This is a genomic window from Cobetia sp. Dlab-2-AX (genome assembly GCF_024124625.1).
GTDB lineage: Bacteria > Pseudomonadota > Gammaproteobacteria > Pseudomonadales > Halomonadaceae > Cobetia.
On record NZ_JAMXRV010000010.1, the window covers coordinates 52,218 to 72,098 of the forward strand.

Sequence of the window (19,881 nt, forward strand, 5' to 3'; positions counted from 1 at the left end):
TCATGCCCCGTCATGGTGCCTGGCAGGCAAGGCATGCACTGTCAGAGCGATACTGGGCAGTGTGGTCAGCAAGATTCAAGCGTTATCCTCGAGCCATGCCGTCTTTTGCCGAGGTGCCTTTCTGTCACACGGTTATCAGGTTGCCTGGTTGCCTTTTGCCCCTCGATGCCCACGCCATGACAGGGAGGTGGCGCCCGCCAAATACACCGGTAATTCAACATTTGTTTCATATCTGAAATTCTGGCGCATTTGTTGCAGTGATCTGGTCATGAGGCTCGGCGAGTTGGCGAGTCTTCCCGCATTCCATGCCCTGCTGCACGAGGAGCGACCGTGAGCCCGACCTTTGACCAGATTCATCCTCCCCAGCGCCTGCTGATGGGCCCCGGTCCGATCAATGCGGACCCGCGTGTATTGCGAGCGCTTTCCGCTCCCTTGATCGGCCAGTACGACCCAGCGATGACGCACTACATGAACGAGACGATGCAGCTCTATCGCGGCGTCTTCGAGACCACCAATGATGCCACCCTGTTGATCGATGGCACCTCGCGTGCCGGTATCGAGGCGGTGCTGGTCTCGCTGATCCAGCCGGGGGAGCGTGTGCTGGTGCCGATCTTCGGCCGTTTCGGTCATCTGCTGCGCGAGATCGCCGAGCGCTGCGGTGCCCAGGTGCATACGCTGGAATGCGAGTGGGGCCAGGTGTTCCGCCCGGAGCAGATCGAAGCGGCCATTCGCGAGGTCAAGCCCAGCGTGCTGGCACTGGTACAGGGCGATACCTCGACCACCATGTGCCAACCGCTCGAGGAGATCGGCACCATCTGTCGCCGCGAAGGCGTACTGTTCTACAGCGACGCCACGGCCTCGCTGGCGGGCAATCCTCTCAAGACCGATGAGTGGGGACTGGACGCCGTCACCGCTGGCTTGCAGAAATGTCTCGCCGGGCCATCAGGCAGCTCGCCGTTGACGCTGTCGCCGCGTGCAGTGGAAGTGGTGCATTCGCGTCGTCATGTCGAGGCAGGTATCAGTAGCGGGGCGGATCGACTGGCGGAGCCGGGCGCACGCATCCGCTCCAACTATTTCGATCTCTCCATGGTGCTCGATTACTGGGGTGAGCTGCGCCTCAATCACCACACCGAAGCCACCAGCATGCTGTATGGCGCACGTGAGTGCGCGCGCCTGCTGGTCAATGAGGGCATGGACAACGCCATCGCGCGCCACGCGTTGCATGGTCAGGCGATGGTCGAGGGCTTGAAGGGGTTGGGACTTGCGCTGTTCGGCGACCAGGCCCACCGCATGAACAACGTCAGCGCGGTGATGATTCCCGACGGCCTGGATGGCGATGGCCTGCGCCGCAGCATGCTGGAGGATTTCGGCATCGAGATCGGCACCAGTTTCGGCTCGCTGCACGGCAAGGTCTGGCGTCTTGGTGTGATGGGCTACAACGCGCGTCGCGATACCGTGCTGACTACGCTGGCGGCGCTGGAACAGACTTTGCGCCGGGGTGGCGTCAAGACTGTGGCCGGCGGTGGCGCCGGCGCCGCGCTGGACTTCTATCAGGAGCATCAGGGTCAGGCGGCCAATGGTCGTGCCAAGCCCAGCACGGGAGGCCAGCCATGAACGATGCAGGATCCATGGGGGCAGATGCCATCGCGCCGCTGGAAACGGCCGCCGATGTGCTGGCCGCCTGCGACACCCTGGCGGCGATCTCACGCAGCGACAGTGGAATCGACCGCCGCTATCTGACGCCGGAACACGCCGCCGCCAATGCCACCACGGCTGGCTGGCTCAGGGCTGCCGGTCTGCGCAGCTGGCAGGATGGCGCCGGCAATCTCTGGGGCCGCTGGTGTCCACCCGCTCTCACCGCTGCCGCTGACAGCGAAGCCGGCGTGCCGCGACTGGTGATCGGCTCGCATCTGGACAGCGTGCCGGACGCCGGCCGTTATGACGGCATTCTTGGTGTCCTGCTCGGGGTGGCCGCCTTGACGCATTTCAGGAAGTGCGCCGATGCCGGCGAGCAGAGCTTGCCCTTCGCGCTGGAAGTGGTCGGTTTCGGTGATGAAGAGGGCACCCGCTTCGGTGCGACCCTGCTCGGCAGCCATGCCATCGCCGGACGCTGGCAGTCGGACTGGGAGCGGGTGGAGGATGAGGACGGCATCCCGCTTGGCGACGCGCTCGAACGCTTCGGGCTTTCCGGGCAGACGGCCGCCGGGGCCAGCCTGCAGGCGAATCCGCCGCTGGGCTATCTGGAAGTGCATATCGAGCAGGGCCCGGTGCTGGAAGCCGAGAAGCTGGCGCTGGGCACCGTGACCGGTATCGCCGGTGCGCGACGCTTCGCGGTCAACTTCGTTGGCCAGGCGGGGCATGCCGGCACCACGCCGATGGCACTGCGTCAGGATGCGCTGTGTGCGGCGGCGGAGTGGACACTGGCGGTGGAATCGCTGGCGCGTGATGTCCAGGCGGGCAAGCGCGCTGACATGGCGGACCACTCGCTGGTCGCGACCGTGGGCTGTTGCGAGCTGCGTCCCGGGGCGGTGAATGTTATCCCCGGGGGTGCGGCGTTGAGTCTGGATATCCGCGCGCTGGACGATGCGCAGCGTGATCGTGCGCTGGATGAACTCTTGAATGTGGCGCACAGAATCGCGGCGCGACGGGGCCTCACCTTTCACTGTGAACAGACGCATGCGGCCGATGCCGTGGCCTGTGACGAGGGATTGATGAAGGCCGTCGATGCCGGTATCGCGGCCATCGGTCAGGCGCCATTCCGGCTGCCGAGTGGTGCCGGGCATGACGCCATGGCGGTCAGTCATCTGTGTCCGGTGGGCATGCTGTTCCTGCGCTGTGAGCGCGGTATCAGCCACCACCCGCTGGAGGCGGTGACCGAAGACGATGTCGCCAAGGCCCTGGCGGCACTGATCGCCAGCATCGAGGCAGTGGCTGCCAAGTACGTGTAGGACAGCACGCGTAAGACAGAGCCTATTAGCTGCCGCAGGGGCGCTGGTCATTAACTGGCGTCGAGCAGGCCCGGCAGGCGCACTGCGGCGATCGCATTTATCTGGGCCAGAGCCTCCTGGTATTCCGCCTCGCTGGATTGCGGCAGACGGCGCTCCAGTTCCTCGAGAATGCTGGTGACGCTGTTGCCCTTGACGCAGATGATGAACGGAATGCCGTGGCGCGCCTGGTAGTCGGCATTGGCCGTCAGGAAGCGTTCACGGGTGGCATCATCGAGCTGATCGAGCCCTGCGCCACGCTGCTCGCCCTGCGAGGCGGGCGTCAGGCTCTCCAGCTTGCCGGCAGCCAGCTCAGGATGGGCCAGAATCAATTGATGGCGTTCGGCATCACTGGCCTGGCGTACCGCATTGGCACACGCCGTCAGCAGGACTTCCATGCTCGCGAACGGGCGCTCTGCCGCGGCGCGCTCCACCACCCAGTCCGAGTGCTCATAGAGACCACTCAAGCGTCGTGCCAGCGCCTCGGGTGGCAGGGCGTTGAGCGTGTCCAGCATCACCAGATAGTGCATCGGGGTCTCGATTGGCATGCGCCTTGCTCCAGAGAAGGGGATAGGTTTGAAAAGCTCACGGAATCATCAGCTTGCAAGGCACATGCCGTCGCTGGCAACGCGCCTGACCAACGCTCAGTCACACGCTGCATCGCCATGCCAGTGGTTGATGACAAGGCTGAATCGCCACCGGCTTGCCTGACGGCGCCGAGCGGCGTCTGTCATGGGGCGATACGGCCTGCACCTTGACCGATCGGTCAGAATGCAGCATTGGACTCATCGGGTGCAATACCACCAACCGCTGACGGCAGGCCAGAACAGGGCAAGCCAGAAAACCGAAACACGGTCGTCTTTCGCAGGGCTTCATTTGTACAGGCCCCCGCCTTACAGGGCCCAGCCGTACCCGCCACACCCACACAAGAACAGGAAATCGCCATGCCCAGACTGACGACGCATGTGCTCAACCAGGCCGAAGGCATCGCTGCCAGCGGTGTGCATATCACCCTGGAGCACCAGGATGCGCAGGGTCACTTCCACGAGATCGCGCAGGTCACGACCAATGCCGATGGGCGCCTCGATGCACCGCTGCTTGAGGAGACCGACGCTTCCGCTGATCTCTCCGGCATCTATCGTCTGACGTTTCAGGTCGGGGATTACTTTGCCAGCCGCGCGGTGGGCCGGGGCATGCTCGGCCGAGTGCCGGTCGAGTTCACCCTCGAGGCCAGTGGCCATTATCACATTCCGCTGCTGGTCACTCCGTGGGCCTACAGTGTCTACCGCGGCAGCTAAGGAGCCGGCATGAGCGCATATCTTCTCGATTGGGCGATGCTGCTGACACGCTGGCTGCATGTCATGGCGGGGATCGCCTGGATCGGCGCATCGTTCTTCTTCATCTGGCTCGACAACCGGCGACAGCCTGCCACTCATGCAGTCGATGGCCGTCCTGGCGGCGAGCTGTGGGCGGTGCATGGTGGCGGTCTCTATCATCTGTTTCGTCATGATGGGGTCAGCGAACGGCTACCCAGCGAGATCCACTGGTTCAAGTGGGAGGCCTATGTCACCTGGCTGTCCGGGATGGGACTTTTCACGCTGATCTACCTGCTGCAGCCGCACGCCTACCTTATCGACCCGCGCGTGTTCGAGATGAGCGGCACGCTCGCCGTGTGCAGCGCTCTGGGTGTGCTCGTCGGCGGCTGGCTGGGCTACGAGGCGCTGTGTCGCAGCCCCTTCAAGCGCCATGCCGGGGCGCTGTTCGTCGCGGTCGGTGTGTGGCTGACGCTGGCGGCGTGGGTCGCGACCGAACTGTTCTCGGGGCGTGCCGCCTTCCTGCTGATGGGCGCGCTGATGGGCAGCATCATGGCGGGCAACGTCTTCAATGTGATCATCCCGGGTCAGAAGGCCCTGCTGGCTGCTGCCAAGCGTGGAGAAACGCCGGACCCGATCCACGGCCAGCGCGCCAAGCAGCGCTCGGTGCACAACACCTTCATTACGCTGCCTGCGGTGCTGATGATGATCAGCAACCACTACCCGCTGCTGTATGCCAATGACTATCGCCTGGGCGTCATTCTGCTGCTGCTGGTGACGGGCGGTCTGATCCGCATCGCCACGGTGGATCACCACAAGGGCGTCAAGTGCCTGTGGGTGCCCGCGGGGGGAGTGTTGGCGTTGATCGGCGTGATCCTGCTCTGCGCGCCGCGCTCACAGACGGCGCCCGCGACTGGCGAGACAAGCGCACCTTCAGCGTCCATAGCGGCCAGCAGCGGCGCTGACAATGAGGCCCCGGGGGAGAATCAGGCCCTGCGAGACAAGGTCAGCCATATCGTCGAGCAACGCTGCGCCGGCTGTCACAGTGATACGCCGAACTTGATCGGTTTGACGGCCCCTGCAGCCGGCGTGGCCTTCAATGGCTGGGAGGACATCCAGCGTCAGGCCATGCGTATCCATCAGCGCACGGTGGTCGACAAGAGTATGCCGCTGGCCAACATGACCCAGATGACCGATGCCGAACGTCAGCTGCTGGACGACTGGTGGCAGATGAGCCAGTAACTCTACCACTGAATCCCTGTCGTCTCGTCGCCAGTGAAGCCCCCGCCAATCTCTCTGGCGGGGGCTTTGTCCTTTCAGGTCGGGTGTCGCGCCGCAAAGCGTGCCAGCTCCTGAGGCTCGCAGCGCTCGCCGACGAAGACCTCGACATACTCGGCGACGCGGCTGATGCGCTCGCTGACGCTTTCCTGAGTGCGCATCGACAGATAGCCGATCTGGGTCAGGTAAGTGGTGCGCGCCCGCACGTTGGCGAGTTGCTCGGGCTGGCCGTAGCGCACCAGCATGCTGGTCAGCGCCTGAATGCGTGCCTGATCGGCGCGGGCGACGGCAGCGGCGACCTCTGCGTTCTGAGAGGCCCAGTTGCGGATCGCCAGCTCGAAGCGTGAATCGAACAGTGATGCATCCAGCCAGCAGTCGAAGACATTGAGCATGGCTTCCACCACCGTGGCGGCGTATTGCTCGCAGCGCCCGATCAAGCCAGCGGTATTGTGAGCATCCCATCGGGCGAGCAAGGCCGCGAGCAGGGCATCGCGGTCCTTGAAGCTCCAGTAGAAGCTGGTGCGAGACAGTCCCAATGTCTTGGCCAGCGTCAGAACGCGTACCGAGTCTACGCCACCGAGCAACAGCTGCTGATAGGCGGCCTCCAGCCAGTCTTCGGCCTTGCCGCGCCCGGCAGCCTGGGCGCCGTCACTTGCCGGGGGGGCGCTTGGGGACTCTGGCATGGGCGGTCTCCTGAAAGGCGGGGGATGGTGGGGCTGATGTGAGGTAAATCGTGTGATGACGCCAAGAGCATGCTGTTTGCGACAGCGACGAGTCTGGCTGCGTCAGGCGGGCGAGAACGGCGTGTCCGGCGACGCATGGTCTGAAGCCTAGGACTATAGTCAGCGTATGTACACAGGTGTACTCAATAAAGACACCCCTGTTCTCGCTGTCTGCTCATCAGGAGGCCACATGGCTCAGGACCCGCTGCTCACGCCGTTCACGCTCAAGCATCTGACCCTCAAGAATCGCTTGATGATGACTTCCCACGAGCCTGCCTATCCGGAAGATGGCATGCCGAAGGCGCGTTACCGTGCCTATCACGAGGAGCGGGCGCGCGCCGGCATTGCCCTGACCATGACGGCGGGCTCCGCCTCGGTGGCAAAGGACAGCCCGCCGGTGTTCAACAACATCCTGGCGTATCGCGATGAGGTGGTGCCCTGGCTCAGCGAGCTGACGGATGCCTGTCACGAGCACGGTACCGCGGTGATGATCCAGCTCACTCATCTGGGGCGTCGTACCCGCTGGGACAAGGCCGACTGGTTGCCGGCGGTCTCGGCGTCCCATCGTCGCGAGGCGGCTCATCGCGCCTTCCCCAAGCGCGTCGAGGACTGGGATATCACACGTCTCGTCAAGGATTACGCGGATTCTGCCGAGCGCATGCAGGCGGCAGGGCTCGACGGTATCGAGTTGCAGGCCTATGGCCATCTGATGGACCAGTTCTGGTCACCACTCACCAACACCCTGGAAGGCCCCTACGGCGGCAGTCTCGAGAATCGACTGCGCTTCACCATGGAAGTGTTGAGCGCCATTCGCGCACGGGTGGGCAACGAGTTCATCGTAGGCGTGCGCTACACAGGAGATGAGTGTCTGAGTGGCGGGCTGGATGCCAGCGATGGCCTGGAAGTCTCGCGACTGCTGCGCGATAGCGGTCATGTCGATTTTCTCAATGTGGTGCGCGGCCATATCGATACCGATGCGGGCCTCACCGATGTCATTCCGATCCAGGGCATGGCCAGTGCGCCGCATCTCGACTTCGCTGGCCAGATTCGCGAGGCGATGGATTTCCCGACCTTCCACGGCGCCAAGATTCAGGACATCGCCACCGCGCGTCACGCCATCGCCACCGGCAAGGTCGACATGGTCGGCATGACGCGCGCCCACATGGCGGATCCGCACATCGTGCGCAAGCTGATGGCCGGGCAGGAGGAGACCATCCGCCCCTGTGTCGGGGCCAACTATTGTCTCGATCGCATCTATCAGGGCGGCTCCGCCTACTGCATCCATAACGCTGCGACCGGGCGGGAGCTGGAGCAACCGCATGACATCACGCCTGCCGAGGTTGCCAGGAAGGTCGTGATCATCGGGGCGGGCCCGGCAGGGCTCGAGGCCGCACGCGTCGCCGGTGAGCGTGGGCATCAGGTGGTGGTACTGGAAGCGGCCGACCAGCCGGGTGGCCAGATTCGCCTCACCGCCCAGAGCGAGCGGCGACGCGAGATGATCGGCATCATCGATTGGCGCATCAGTCGCTGTGAGGCGCTCGGCGTCGAGATGCGCTACAACGTCTTCGCCGAGGCCGCGGATGTGCTGGCGGAGCAACCCGATGTTGTCATCGTGGCCACCGGTGGCTATCCCGAGGAAGACATGCCCCAGGTCGGCAGTGGGCTGGTCGTCTCCAGCTGGGACATTCTTTCGGGCCACGTCACGCCTGGCCGCAACGTGCTGCTGTTCGATGATGCGGGAGATCACGCCGCACTCCAGGCCGCCGAGATGATCGCCAACTCCGGTGCCAGACTCGAGATGATGACGCCAGACCGCACCTTCGCGCCGGAAATCATGGCCATGAACCTGGTGCCCTACATGCGCAGTCTGCAGCGTCTCGCCGTCATCTTCACGCCGACCTATCGTCTCGGCAACGTCACACGCAGCGAAGATGGCCAGCTGATCGCCCATATCGGCAGTGATTATCTGGATGACGCCGTGGCGCAGGGCAAGGGCACCGGCGCCTACGCGGATCAGCGAATCGTCGATCAGGTAGTGGTCAACTACGGCGCCCGCCCGATGGAAGATCTTTACTTCGAACTCAAGCCTCACTCACGCAACGGCGGTGCAGTGGACTACGACGCCCTGATCGGAGGCCTCGCCCAACCGGCGGACGGTCCAAGTCCGCAGCACACCGAGCGCGCAGCAGATGGCAAGTTCCAGCTCTACCGCATCGGTGACGCCGTCGCGACCCGCAATACCCATGCGGCGATCTACGACGCGCTGAGGCTGATGAAGGTGGTGTGAGGGTGAGCAGAGAGATGGGATATCACAGGGGAGTCATGGCAAGTGGCATATAAAGGCTCAGGGAGAGTCTTGAGAGCAGGTGTGGATCACTCGCCCCTTGACCAGCCGACAAGACAGCATCCCCATCATCTCGGAAGAAGTACTGTCTGGATGGGTGCCTTCCAGCCATAGCATGCCGTCTCGCTGTATCTTGCAGATGCGCTTGATGATGCGGCCGAAGTGGGGGTGCTGCGCCACCACGATATCGCCGATGAGATAGCGCGATTTCCAGCGTTTCAGCGTCACGACATAATCTCCCGGCGCAAGGCCGGGAGACATGCTGAGTCCATTGACGCGATAGAGTCCGATCGGCATCCGTTCACTCTTGATCAATTCAGGCTTCATCAGTGCTTTGGCGCGTCATGTCGTTGCCTCAATCCAGCTTCGGATAGACGACGCTCTCAGACGGCGGGTACGGGCAGGTCGCGGTAAAGGTGGTGAGTCCCTTGGTATCCCAGAATGCCGCAGCGAATTCATTGATGAGGGTCAGCAGTTTCTCGCCCTTGTCGCGCTCGATGCCCTGTTTGCAGGCAGAGCCGGCCAGCATGATGCTGTGGACCAATGCATCGATGTCCGGATAGGCATCACGCTGCGGTTGCTTGATGTAGTCGCCCCAGATGATGCGGATCTCATGCTTGGCTTTCTCGGCGTGGCTTTCCTTCTGTTCCACCAGGCGCGCCAGCAGGGCCTGGTCTGCCAGCGTCAGGCTGTCTTTCTGGCCCAGCTCATTGATGAGGTCCATGAAGCGGATCACGCTGAGCGCGGCGATCTGCGCAGCGGATGGGTCGTAGATCTTGCAGGGAATATCACAGTGCGCGGAAGCCGAAGGGACTGATACCAGGCGGTCAATCCCGCGAAGCAGGGCGTGAATCATGCTCAATCCTCCTTTTGCTGAGAGTTCTGGCGCTTGTGACGAGACTGGCGGATGACGAAGAACGCGGTACCGATGATGGCTGCGATGGCGCCATAGAACAGGGTGTGAACGAGCGGGCTGCTCCAGTCACTGTGGTCATGTCCCGGGTGGGCCAGGGCCGTATTGGCGGCGGTCAGCAACAGCAGTCCGCCCGTGGTGAGGGTTTTCTTCATGCCGTATCTCCTGTGAGGGTGAGAGTCAGTGATAGACCCGCGTCGTGGAGTGTTCCGCGGGTTTTGTCGGTTGAGTCCGTCGCTTGGTAACGCCGAGCCATTGCACGGTATTCATGATCTCCATGCGTACCTGGCCGCTGCCGCGCAGCAAGGCTTGTTGATGGGCATGGCACAGACCCGGGGCGGAAAGCGCATGGGAAAGGCGCGCATGGGCAGCCTGCAGGGCGCGCATCGCTTGCGGATGTCGGCCCTGGGCGCGATAGAGCTCTGCCAGATTCTGGTAGCTCACGACCAGTGCCGCGACGCCGCCATCCGGGTCTGCTGAGGGCATCAGAAAGATGTCGGCAAAATGGCAGGCGCTGAGATAGTGCTGCTCTGCCTTGGTGTAGTCGCCCTGTTCGAACAACGCATTGCCTGCCCGTGTTTCACGCTTCCATTCGTCCATGAGGCCCTCCCGTGTCCGGTTACCGTCTCTTTAGCGAATCGTAATGATTATGATAATCATTATCATTCAATAATGGTGCAAAGCCTCAGCGACTGCAAGAGGGAATGGAAAATCAGGGGGGAGGTGGCTTGGCCCCGGGTCGTGCGCGCAATATCAGATATGCTGTCAGCGCGTAGGCTGGCTGCGATGCAGTACTGGTGAGCGTTCTACGTTCAGAGAGCTTGGCTTGCGAGGCCCGGGCCCGGCGAGAACGGGGTAGCGTCTGGTGAGAGGTCCGCTGACTGTGGCGCTTGTTCGGGCGAGGAATAACGCTGTTTCGCCGTGTGCATGATGGTCTCCATGCTGGCATATACCATGTAGAGATCTCCCAGGTTCCTGTCGGTCCGGAGCGTGGCATCGTGAATCGGCAGCAGGCCGAAACGCTTGAAGATCTTCATGTTGGCGCGTTTGCACAAGGCCAGGATGCCATCGCCTTCTTGAGATCTGACATGACGTGCCGCGGCTGCCATCAGCAGATTGCCGTGGGAAAAACGCTTGGCCTCCGGCGCCATCACCAGCCGGCTGAACTCATAGATGGCGCCCTCCGGGATGGACACTGCATCGCTGTCATCGAAGAGTGTGCGCGACTCGAGACTCCCGGGGGTGACGCGAATGCTGCCCAGTAGCGTGTCGAGCTGGGTGTCTACCAGGCAGATATGCTGACTGTTGCTGTCGATCACATCATCGTGATCACGGTGCTTCTTGAGGTAGGCCTTCGAGGCGCTGTGGTGGTCTTCGCGTAGCGTGAGCACCTGGCGAAAGAGAGGGTGATTGCGACCAAAGAAAGATACTGTCTCGCGATGAGCCTGATGCGTGAAAGATGAAGTGAACTGCTGGATGACGGCAATGTCCTGAGTGTCTTGCATTCCCTTTCTGTCTCCTCGTGTCATGAGGTTGCTTAGTTTTCTCATTCATTTGGAATGGCAAATCTAACACTTAATTAGTTTTAATGCATGTTTGTTTCAGCATCATGACGTAGGGCTGGATGTGGCGAAGATGGCCCAGATAGCATGATTGTCAGCGCGCCGACGAAATGAAACCGACGTGTCGGAGGATGTCCGCATGTCACGATAAACTCGATATGGGCGGCTAACATGAGGCGAAAAGAGATTAAGCTGCGCTTTACCACATTGCTCGAGACGGGCTTGTGGATGGCCTTGAGGCCTTTGCCCCTCAAGATACGAGAGCAGTATTGTCATGAGAAATGGCGGTGCTGATGACGCAACGCCAAGGACTCCGCCACGCTACCTTCGCAGAGGGGTATCAGTCGCCAATTGCAGATACTGAGGGTGATATGGTTCATGCCAGCAGGTCATGCCCTTCGGGGATTGGAAGGGGGCTGGCGCAGCAATCAAGTAAAGAATGGGGAAGGTGGTAAAGCCACCAGGCAAGAAATTCATGGCAGGAAATTCATGGTAGGGAATGCATGGCTGGGAATGCACATTCATGATCTGTGTCAGGCGCAGCATGAAGATTGATGCAGTGTCTTGCGACGCAGTGCATCGGTGTTCAGAGTTCGGGATATGATGCAATGCAAGAGCGAATATCGAGTACAGGAATCCATTTCACAGGGCTCGCTACAAGGAGAGAACAATGGCGCTGAAGATTCTGGTCTTTCTGGGGTCGGTGCGGACCAGCACACCCCCAGCACCTGCACGTCTTGGGGAGAGGGTCGCCAGATGCTGCGTCGCGCAGCTCAAGGAAAGTGGCCATAAGGCGGTGCTAATCGATCCACTCGATTACGATCTGGCAGACCCCTTCAAGCCGCTGTTTTCCTATGCGCAGCGCAATGCCCCTCAGGACTTGCTCAATCTCGCCCAGCAGATCGAAGCGGCGGATGGTTACGTGATGGTCAGCCCCGAGTACAACCATTCCATGAGTCCGGCGCTGGCCAATCTCCTGAATCACTTCGGTAGCTCGCTTTACTCCTACAAGCCCTCGGTAATCGCGACTTACTCCGCAGGACAGTGGGGCGGGGTACGTGCAGCGGTCAACATGCGCACCTTCCTCTCGGAGCTGGGCTGCCTGCCGGTCTCGGCGATGATTCACGTGCCTCGAGCGCAGGAAGTACTCGATGAAGATGGCGGCTACGCCGAGAATCAGGATGCCCGGGAATGGGGCGGCTATCTCCAGCGCGCCTTCGAACAACTTGTCTGGTGGGCGAATGCCGCCAGGCGTTATCACCAGAGCGAAGACGGCGAGAAGCGCCCCGGCGCCTTCACGCGTAGTCCCTCGCAGCGCAACGCACCTTGAAGAAGTGTTGGCGTTTCACGCCTCGACACATGGGTGATGCAGCAAAAAGGGACTGCCTGAGCAGTCCCTTTTTGCATTGATAGTCAGTCACGTTTCGTCATGAGACTGCCGGCTCACTCGAAGTAGCCACGCACCTTGTTCATGTCATCGGTCTCCGTCAGCGCCAGCGAGAGCAGAATGCGCGCCTTCTGAGGATTGAGGGCGCCACTGCCGATGCCTTCTTCCTTGGCACTGACGATACCATTGCCGGTACGGGTGCTGCGCACGACCGGGATGCCATCCGCCATGGCCTGCTTGACCACCGGCTTGACGGTCTCCGGAATCGAGCCATTGCCGCTGCCGGCGATCACGATGCCTTTGGCACTGTTGTCGAGGGCGGCGGTGAACAGCGCCGGGTCCATGTCCTGGTGGGCGTAGATGATATCGACCTTCGGCAGGCCATCGAGGGACGTCACATCAAAGTGAGGCTTGTCGGTCGGTGTCGCCGGTGTGTAATAGAAGTGCGGCTTGCCGCTGATAAAGGCACCGAGGTAACCCTGCTCGGTCGCCTTGAAGGTGTCCATCATGATGGCATTGGTCTTGGTGGTGTAATACGCCGAGCCGATGCGGTCGTTGAGCACGATCATCGCCCCACGTCCCTCCGCGCCTTCATCGGCTGCCAGAGTGACCGCCTCCAGCAGGTTGAACGGGCCATCGGCGCTGATGGCAGTCGCCGGCCGCATGGCGCCCACCATGACCACCGGCTTGTCACTGTCGACGGTGAGATCCAGGAAGAAGCCGGTCTCCTCCAGCGTGTCGGTGCCGTGGGTGATGACCACGCCGTGGGTGGTGTCCGTCGCGAGCTCTTCATTGATCGCCTTCGACAGCTTGAGCAGGATTTCCTGATCGATATTGCTGCTGCCGGTATTGGCGATCTGTTCACCGCTCACTTCGGCGACATCGGCCAGTTCTGGTACGGCGTCCAGCAGCGCTTGCACCCCCAGGCTGCCGGATTTGTAGTTTGTGGTGTCCGTGGAGGAGGCAGAGCTACCCGCAATCGTGCCGCCGGTGGCATAGATCTTCACCCCCGGGTGTTCTGCGGCATTGGCCTGAATGCCATAGGCCAGAGAACAGGCGGCGATCGAGATGGCAGCTACAAGGCGGCGGGGAGTCATGAAGTCAGCTGTTGTCATTGTGGTGAGTCGCTCTGTCGTTGTTATGAGTGCAGATGAAGGTCGTGTCGCAGTCTTTTCATTGTTTATGGATAAGTAATATCTAAATTAAGAGTGTCTGTTCTCCTTGTCATCTTGTGTGCAATTGTTGCTCAGTATGCGGTGGCGGTGGGAGCCAGCCGGAAGGGCCCATCCCCCATGAGAACAAGCAAGAAGCCGGCCAGTTCGTGACATGACACTGGCCGGCTTTCATCACGTCAGCGCCGCGCCACCATCACTGCGTGGGTCGTGGGCTGCCTCGACCTGTCCATCCGGGTGGCGCATCACGGCGCCGGCGTGCCCCAGGGTGTCGCTGAAGGCTTCATCGAGGACTTCCACCTCATGGCCAATGGCCGCGAGTGTCTGAGCCATCTCGCCTGCGAGGCGTGATTCGAGCTTGAGGCTGGTGCTGACATCGCCCCAAGTGCGGCCGAGCAACCAGCGGGGCGCACTGATGGCGTCTTGCAACGACATGCCGTGGCGGGCGATGCGCGTGAAGACTGCCGCCTGGGTCTGCGGCTGACCTTCACCGCCCATGGTGCCGAAGGCCATCACGCGGCCATCATCGAAGCAGGCCAGTGATGGATTGAGGGTATGGAAGGGCTTGCGGCCCGGTGCCAGGCTGCGCAGTCTGTCCGGCGCCAGGTCGAACGCCAGCCCACGGTTCTGCCACATCACGCCGCTGCTGGGCAGCACCAAGCCACTGCCGAACTCCCAATAGACGCTCTGGATGAAGCTGACGGTGGTGCCGTCACTGTCCGTGGCGCCCATCCAGATGGTGTCGCCCTCGGCGGGCTCTTGCGGCCAGCCCAGCGCGGACTGCATGTCGATCATCTCGGCCTGGCGGGCGAGGGCCTCCGGGGAAAGCTGTGCCTGTTGCGTGGCGATGCTGCCTTCGAGGCTGTCCTCGAGCGCCCCCTTGATGCATTCCGGCGAGGTAATCAGGCTGTCGCGTACCAGGAAGGCGCGCTTGGTGGCTTCGATCAGTGCATGCAGGTGACGCGGTGTGTTGCCGTCTGCCTCGCTGATGCCATTCGTCGCGCTCAATGCATCGTAGAGCCCCAGAATCATCAGCGTCGCGAGGCCCTGGGTCGGGGCGGGCAGGTTGTATACCTCACTGTCACGCAGGCGGACCTTGAGCGGCGTGACGCGCTGGGCGCGATAACCGTTGAGGTCAGACAGGCGCAGCGGGCTGCCGGCGGCTTCCAGCTCCTGTGCCATGCGCGTGGCAAGTTCACCACGATAGAAGTCATCGAGTCCGGCATCTGCCAGACGCGAGAGCGTTTCGGCCAGCGCCGGCTGACGCAGGCGTGCGCCTTCTTCCAGCGCGATCGGCTCACCTGACTCACTCTGACCCAGATAGCGCTCAGCGAAGCCGGGCTGCTGCGAGAGCACAGTTAGGTGTTTTTCGCTGAGTGCCTTCTGGCTGGTGCTGACAGCCACGCCCTCATTGGCATGCCGAATGGCATGGCCCAACAGTGTCGCGAGCGCCACAGGCGAGCGCCCATCTGCCGAGGTTTCGGCAGAGAAGGCCAGCGCCTCCTGCCAGCCGCCGATGGTGCCGGCCACCGTCAAGGCGGACAGCGGACCCCGCGAGGGAATGCTGTCGCCATTCATCAGGGGAGCGGCAGCCTCATCACCAGCGACACCGTAGCCTTGGGCGGCATAGAACTCCCGGCTGGCAAGCCCTGCCGCCGGGCCACAGGCATCGATCGCCAGCGGCGCCAGCCCCGGGCGCTTGATCAGCCAGAAGCCGTCACCGCCGATGCCGTTCATGTGGGGGTAGACCACCGCGATGGTCGCCGCCATCGCGACCATCGCCTCGATGGCGTTGCCACCATCGCGCAGGATATCGCGGCCCGCTTGCGCCGCCAGATGATGGGGCGCGGCGCAGGCGCCGCCAAAACCACGTCGGGTATGAATCATGGCGTCTTGCTCCTGAGGGTTCCGTTGTTGTTATTGAGCGTCCAGTGCGTCTCAGCTACCGGTGAACAGGTCGTAGAACATGCGCAGTGCCGTGAACATCAGGAAGATGGCGAAGACCTTCTTGAGCTTGGCGGCGTCCATCGCGTGAGCCAGCTTCGCGCCGATCGGGGCGCACAGCATGGTGGCCGGGACGATGGCGGCAAAGCCGAGCAGATTGACGTAGCCGATGGAGCCCGGCAGCAGGTTCGGTTCGCCGATGCCATTGAGCAGGAAGCTGGCGGTGCCCGGCAGACTGATGACCAGACCCAGCGCCGCGCCCGTGCCGACGGCCAGGTGCATCGGGGTGCCCAGGGTGCTCAGGGTCGGTACGCTCAGGGTGCCGCCGCCGATGCCCATCAGCGTCGAGACACTCCCGATGAAGGTACCCAGTGCGCTGCTGCCCAGCGGGCCCGGCAGGCCATTGCCCAGCACGGTGGACTGACGGCGGAACATGTTGAGCGCGACCAGGAAGGCCACGGTGGCAAACAGCCCCATCAGTACCGCACCACTGAACAGGTTGGAGAGCAGGCCGCCGATGATGACGCCGATGATCACGCCCGGCAGCAGGCGCTTGAGAATCGCCGGGTCCAGATTGCCCTTGGCGTAATGCGCCCTGGCCGACATGATCGAGGTGGGAATGATGGTCGCAAGCGAGGTACCGACCGCCTGGTGCATGCGCACCGCTTCATCGACGCCCAGCAGGCTGAAGAGGTGAAAGAGTACGGGCACGATGACGATGCCGCCGCCGACCCCCAGCAGGCCGGCCATCACGCCGGCAATCATGCCGGTGACGATCAGTGCGGCGATCAGGCCGAGAATCCAGTGGAGTGGATAGGCTGAGAACAGTTCCATGGTGTTTCCTTGTCGTCCCTTATGGCGCGGGGTGGTTCATTGCTGATGAAGGTTGCCGATGAACGCCATCGGCAGTCGATGCATGTCCCCTGAAGCACTGCCTGAAGCGCTGGCGGGTGTACTGTCTTGAGGGGCGGCGAGCCGCAGGGCAGGCCACAAGACATTACGCGTTGCTGAATTACCTTTCCAATGGCCTTTGCGCTGAATCATCACTCGAGTGTCTCGAGCCGTGCCGCTACATGTCTGACCGGCTACCAACCGATTGCCTCCGGCAGCCAGGTCGCGAGCCCCGGGAAGCAGAACAGCAGCACGACTGCCGCAGCCTGCAGGCCCACGAAGGGCAGCACACCGAGATACAGATGGCGGGTGGTGACTTCGGGCGGAGCGACGCCCTTGAGGAAGAACAACGCCCAGCCAAAGGGCGGCGTCAGGAAGGACATCTGCAGATTCATCGCCACCAGCACGCCCAGCCACACCATGTCGGTGCCATAGCCGATGAAGACCGGCAGAAACATCGGCAGCGCGATATAGCTGATCTCGATCCACTCGAGGAAAAAGCCGAGCACGAAGAGTATCACCATCAGGAAGATCAGCGCGCCCAGCTCGCCACCCGGCAGCAGGTTGAACAGATCATGCACCATGTTCTCGCCGCCAAGGCCGCGGAAGGCCAGTGAGAAGGGCTGCGCGCACAGCAGAATGAAATAGACCATGGCGGTGATGGTCAGGGTCGAGTGCAGACAGGCCTTGAGCATGGTGAAGTTGAGACGCCGGGCCAGCAGCGCGATCAGCATGCTGCCCAACGCGCCCATCGAGGCCGCTTCGGTGGGAGCGGCCACGCCGCCCAAGATCGAGCCGAGCACCGCGAACACCAGCATCAGCGGCGGAATCACGCTACGCGCCAGGTCACGCAGCAATTCCTTCATGCCACCGGCGGCGGCGCGCTCCTCTTCCGGGATGGCCGGAACGAGAGCCGGCTTCCACCAGCCCAGTACCAGCAGATAGACGATATAGATGACGGCAATGGCCAGCCCCGGTACGAAGGCGGCGGCAAACAAGGTGCCGACGGATTCACCGAGAATTTCCGAGAGCAGGATCAACACCAGACTCGGCGGAATGATCTGCCCAAGGGTGCCGGAGGCGCAGATGGTGGCCGAGGCCACGCCGGGGTGGTAACCACGCCGCAACAGGGTCGGCAGCGTCAGCATGCCGACGGTGACCACCGTCGCGCCGACGATGCCGGTAGAGGCCCCCATCAGCACGCCGACCAGGATGATCGCGATGCCCATGCCGCCATTGACGCCGCCCATGGCGCGCCCGATGGTCTCGAGCATGTCCTCGGCGACCCGCGATTTCTCGAGCATGACCCCCATGAAGACGAACAAGGGGATCGCCAGCAGGGTGTAGTTGGTGACCACGCCATACAGACGGGCCGGCATCAGGCTGAACAACAGCGGGCCAAAGCCTGCCAGCCCCGCCACGAAACCGGCTACGGCCAGGGAAATCGCGACCGGAATGCCGATCAGCATCAGGACCAGAAAACCGCCGATCATGGCCAGCGCGATCCAATCATTCGGACTCATGGCGTCACCTCGCATTCCAGCTCACCGTCGACGGACTTGCCGGACAGCACCAGCAGCGCGCGCAGGCAATCTGCCACGCCCTGTAGCGCAAGCGCGGCGAACCCGAGGGGAATGAAGGCCTTGAGCAGATAGCGATAGGGCAGGCCGCCGGGGTCGGGCGAGCCTTCCATCAGCTGCCAGGACTGCTCGGTGTAGCTCAGGCCCAGCCAGGCGATGGCGGCGCCGATGACGATGGTCATCAGCGCACCGATCAGATCCACCAGCGCGCGGCCCTTGAGAGAGAAACGGTCGTAGAAGACATCGACGCGAACGTCGGCGCGATGCTTGAGGGCGTAGGAGATGCCCAGCAGCGCGATGGGAGAAATCAGGTGCCACTCGAATTCCTGGAGTGGCACGGGACTGATGCTGAAGAAGTAACGCAGCAGCACGTTACTGGCGACCAGCAATACGAGCGCCAACAGCGAGTAACGGGCGATGACGCCCAGTCGCTCGATGATGCCCTCGAGAAAATGGATGACGTACAGCATGGCATGGCCTCATGAACGCCACGACGGGACAGGTCGTGGCGTTGGACAGGGAAGCGGAAAATCGGGAGGAACAAAGACGCACTGTCACGGCACAGCACCGTCAGGCGTCAGAGCGCCAGGAAGGTCTTCTCGCTGACGGCGGCCCATTCCTTGTGCTGGTCGCGGAAGGCCATGAAGGACTCGTGGACGCGCGCGGTATCCGGATCGGCCGCCGCCATGTCGGTCAGCGTCTTCTCGGTGACTTCCTTGAGACGCGCTACCACCGCGTCCGGCAGCGGCTGGGCGGTGACGCCTTCGTTGTCGACCAGATCATTGAGCGCTTCGGCGTTCACCGACTCGCACCAAGCCTGGCTCTCGACGTTGCACGCCTGGGCGGCGGCCTTGACGATAGCCTGCAGGTCTTCGGGCAGGCCCTCCCAGGCGGCCTTGTTGATCATCAGCTCGGTAACGTTGGTCGGCTCGTGCCACCCGGTGGTGTAGTAATACTTGGCGGCCTTCTGCAGCCCCAGACGGCGATCCTGATAGGGGCCGACGAACTCGGCGGCATCGATGACGCCACGTTCCAGCGCCGGAAAGATCTCGCCACCCGGTAACAGGCGTACGGCGACGCCAAGTTCGGCGTAGACCTTGCCGGCCAGTCCCGGGATGCGCATCTTCAGGCCCTTCAAGTCTTCGACGCTATTGATCGGCTTGCGGAACCAGCCGGTCATCTGCACGCCGGTATTGCCCATCGGGAAGGCGATCAGTCCCTTGGGGGCGTAGAGCTCATGCCACAGCTCCAGCCCGCCACCGTGATATAGCCAAGCATTCATGCCCTGGGTATTCATGCCGAAGGGCACGGTAGTGAAGTACTGGGCAGCGGGAATCTTGCCGGCCCAGAAATAGGCATTGCCGGCGTTCATCTCCACCACGCCACTGGCGACGGCATTGAAGCCCTCCAGGGCCGGAATCAGTTCACCGGCTGCGAAGTGCTGGATTTTCATGCGCCCGCCGGACATGGCCTCTACCTTGCGGCAGAAGTCGGTCGGACTGCCTGGACCCTCGACATAGAAGGGCGAGCCCGGACCATAGGCATTGGTCATCTTCCATTGATAGGTCTTGTTGGATTCCGCGCGCACGATGGCGGGCGCACCCATCACGAGTCCAGCGGTTGAGGTTGCCAGTGCGGCACCCAGGAACTTGCGACGATCGAATGTCATGGGAGGATCTCCTGCGGACGGATGACCAGTAATGCCCTTGCGACAGACTGCTTTGAATGCTCTGTGTGAAAGAGTTTCTGTCTCAAGGGGCGCCTGTACGGCATGCCGACATCGAGGCCGGC

General features: G+C 62.4%; 19 protein-coding genes. 6 read left to right on the top strand and 13 right to left on the bottom strand.

Annotated features, from left to right (window positions below):
* Positions 1-330 precede the first annotated feature (330 nt).
* Positions 331-1,614 carry an alanine--glyoxylate aminotransferase family protein gene (locus NH396_RS14720; protein ID WP_253064659.1) on the top strand — a complete coding sequence of 428 codons (1,284 nt, stop codon included), beginning with the start codon at positions 331-333 and terminating at the stop codon, positions 1,612-1,614.
* On the top strand, positions 1,611-2,948 hold the full coding sequence (locus NH396_RS14725; RefSeq protein ID WP_253064660.1) for an allantoate amidohydrolase: 1,338 nt from the start codon (positions 1,611-1,613) through the stop codon (positions 2,946-2,948). The genes NH396_RS14720 and NH396_RS14725 overlap by 4 nt, the downstream gene beginning before the upstream one ends.
* A gap of 50 nt (positions 2,949-2,998) precedes the next feature.
* On the opposite strand, the gene uraD is transcribed toward NH396_RS14725, so the two are convergent.
* Entirely contained in the window at positions 2,999-3,532 is a 534-nt protein-coding gene (gene uraD, locus NH396_RS14730) for a 2-oxo-4-hydroxy-4-carboxy-5-ureidoimidazoline decarboxylase (protein WP_253064661.1), read from the bottom strand.
* A gap of 396 nt (positions 3,533-3,928) precedes the next feature.
* On the opposite strand from uraD, the gene uraH reads away from it, so the two are divergent.
* Together uraH and NH396_RS14740 are read left to right on the top strand one after the other, a co-directional pair.
* Positions 3,929-4,282: a hydroxyisourate hydrolase gene (gene uraH / locus NH396_RS14735; RefSeq protein ID WP_253064662.1), complete on the top strand. Its 354-nt coding sequence runs from the start codon at positions 3,929-3,931 to the stop codon at positions 4,280-4,282.
* 9 nt (positions 4,283-4,291) lie between these two features.
* Positions 4,292-5,539 carry a urate hydroxylase PuuD gene (locus NH396_RS14740; protein WP_253064663.1) on the top strand — a complete coding sequence of 416 codons (1,248 nt, stop codon included), beginning with the start codon at positions 4,292-4,294 and terminating at the stop codon, positions 5,537-5,539.
* 74 nt (positions 5,540-5,613) lie between these two features.
* Here the strand turns inward: NH396_RS14740 and NH396_RS14745 are convergent, their stop codons facing one another.
* Positions 5,614-6,258 (bottom strand): TetR/AcrR family transcriptional regulator, encoded by a 645-nt coding sequence (locus NH396_RS14745; RefSeq protein ID WP_253064665.1) that lies wholly within the window; start codon positions 6,256-6,258, stop codon positions 5,614-5,616.
* A 229-nt stretch (positions 6,259-6,487) separates the two neighbouring features.
* Here NH396_RS14745 and NH396_RS14750 point away from each other — a divergent pair, with 229 nt between their 5' ends.
* Positions 6,488-8,584 (top strand): NADH:flavin oxidoreductase, encoded by a 2,097-nt coding sequence (locus NH396_RS14750; RefSeq protein WP_253064667.1) that lies wholly within the window; start codon positions 6,488-6,490, stop codon positions 8,582-8,584.
* Between the two features lie 57 nt (positions 8,585-8,641).
* On the opposite strand, the gene NH396_RS14755 is transcribed toward NH396_RS14750, so the two are convergent.
* The 5 genes from NH396_RS14755 to NH396_RS14775 all read right to left on the bottom strand — a co-directional run bounded on the left by NH396_RS14755 (position 8,642) and on the right by NH396_RS14775 (position 11,059).
* The gene (locus NH396_RS14755) at positions 8,642-8,938 is read right to left on the bottom strand and encodes a S24 family peptidase (RefSeq protein WP_253064669.1); all 297 of its coding nucleotides are present in this window, start codon (positions 8,936-8,938) and stop codon (positions 8,642-8,644) included.
* Between the two features lie 58 nt (positions 8,939-8,996).
* A complete protein-coding gene (sodN, locus tag NH396_RS14760; protein ID WP_253064671.1) occupies positions 8,997-9,497 on the bottom strand; it encodes a superoxide dismutase, Ni in 501 nt (166 codons plus the stop codon).
* A gap of 2 nt (positions 9,498-9,499) precedes the next feature.
* Positions 9,500-9,709 carry a hypothetical protein gene (locus NH396_RS14765; protein ID WP_253064672.1) on the bottom strand — a complete coding sequence of 70 codons (210 nt, stop codon included), beginning with the start codon at positions 9,707-9,709 and terminating at the stop codon, positions 9,500-9,502.
* Between the two features lie 25 nt (positions 9,710-9,734).
* Positions 9,735-10,154: a tetratricopeptide repeat protein gene (locus NH396_RS14770; RefSeq protein WP_253064673.1), complete on the bottom strand. Its 420-nt coding sequence runs from the start codon at positions 10,152-10,154 to the stop codon at positions 9,735-9,737.
* A 212-nt stretch (positions 10,155-10,366) separates the two neighbouring features.
* Positions 10,367-11,059 (bottom strand): hypothetical protein, encoded by a 693-nt coding sequence (locus tag NH396_RS14775; protein ID WP_253064674.1) that lies wholly within the window; start codon positions 11,057-11,059, stop codon positions 10,367-10,369.
* 727 nt (positions 11,060-11,786) lie between these two features.
* Here NH396_RS14775 and NH396_RS14780 point away from each other — a divergent pair.
* Positions 11,787-12,446 carry an NAD(P)H-dependent oxidoreductase gene (locus NH396_RS14780; protein WP_253064675.1) on the top strand — a complete coding sequence of 220 codons (660 nt, stop codon included), beginning with the start codon at positions 11,787-11,789 and terminating at the stop codon, positions 12,444-12,446.
* A gap of 113 nt (positions 12,447-12,559) precedes the next feature.
* Here NH396_RS14780 and NH396_RS14785 read toward each other — a convergent pair whose 3' ends face one another.
* The 6 genes from NH396_RS14785 to dctP all read right to left on the bottom strand — a co-directional run bounded on the left by NH396_RS14785 (position 12,560) and on the right by dctP (position 19,759).
* Complete coding sequence (locus tag NH396_RS14785) at positions 12,560-13,600, bottom strand: type II asparaginase (RefSeq protein ID WP_253064676.1); 1,041 nt, start codon at positions 13,598-13,600, stop codon at positions 12,560-12,562.
* A gap of 249 nt (positions 13,601-13,849) precedes the next feature.
* Positions 13,850-15,562 carry a gamma-glutamyltransferase family protein gene (locus tag NH396_RS14790; protein ID WP_253064677.1) on the bottom strand — a complete coding sequence of 571 codons (1,713 nt, stop codon included), beginning with the start codon at positions 15,560-15,562 and terminating at the stop codon, positions 13,850-13,852.
* A gap of 51 nt (positions 15,563-15,613) precedes the next feature.
* The gene (locus NH396_RS14795; RefSeq protein ID WP_176676999.1) at positions 15,614-16,453 is read right to left on the bottom strand and encodes a sulfite exporter TauE/SafE family protein; all 840 of its coding nucleotides are present in this window, start codon (positions 16,451-16,453) and stop codon (positions 15,614-15,616) included.
* A gap of 251 nt (positions 16,454-16,704) precedes the next feature.
* A complete protein-coding gene (locus NH396_RS14800; protein ID WP_253064678.1) occupies positions 16,705-18,033 on the bottom strand; it encodes a TRAP transporter large permease subunit in 1,329 nt (442 codons plus the stop codon).
* A complete protein-coding gene (locus NH396_RS14805) occupies positions 18,030-18,560 on the bottom strand; it encodes a TRAP transporter small permease subunit (protein WP_253064679.1) in 531 nt (176 codons plus the stop codon). The genes NH396_RS14800 and NH396_RS14805 overlap by 4 nt, the downstream gene beginning before the upstream one ends.
* A 107-nt stretch (positions 18,561-18,667) precedes the next feature.
* Positions 18,668-19,759, bottom strand: coding sequence for a TRAP transporter substrate-binding protein DctP (gene dctP / locus NH396_RS14810; RefSeq protein WP_253064680.1), 1,092 nt, complete (start codon positions 19,757-19,759; stop codon positions 18,668-18,670).
* Positions 19,760-19,881: the final 122 nt, after the last annotated feature.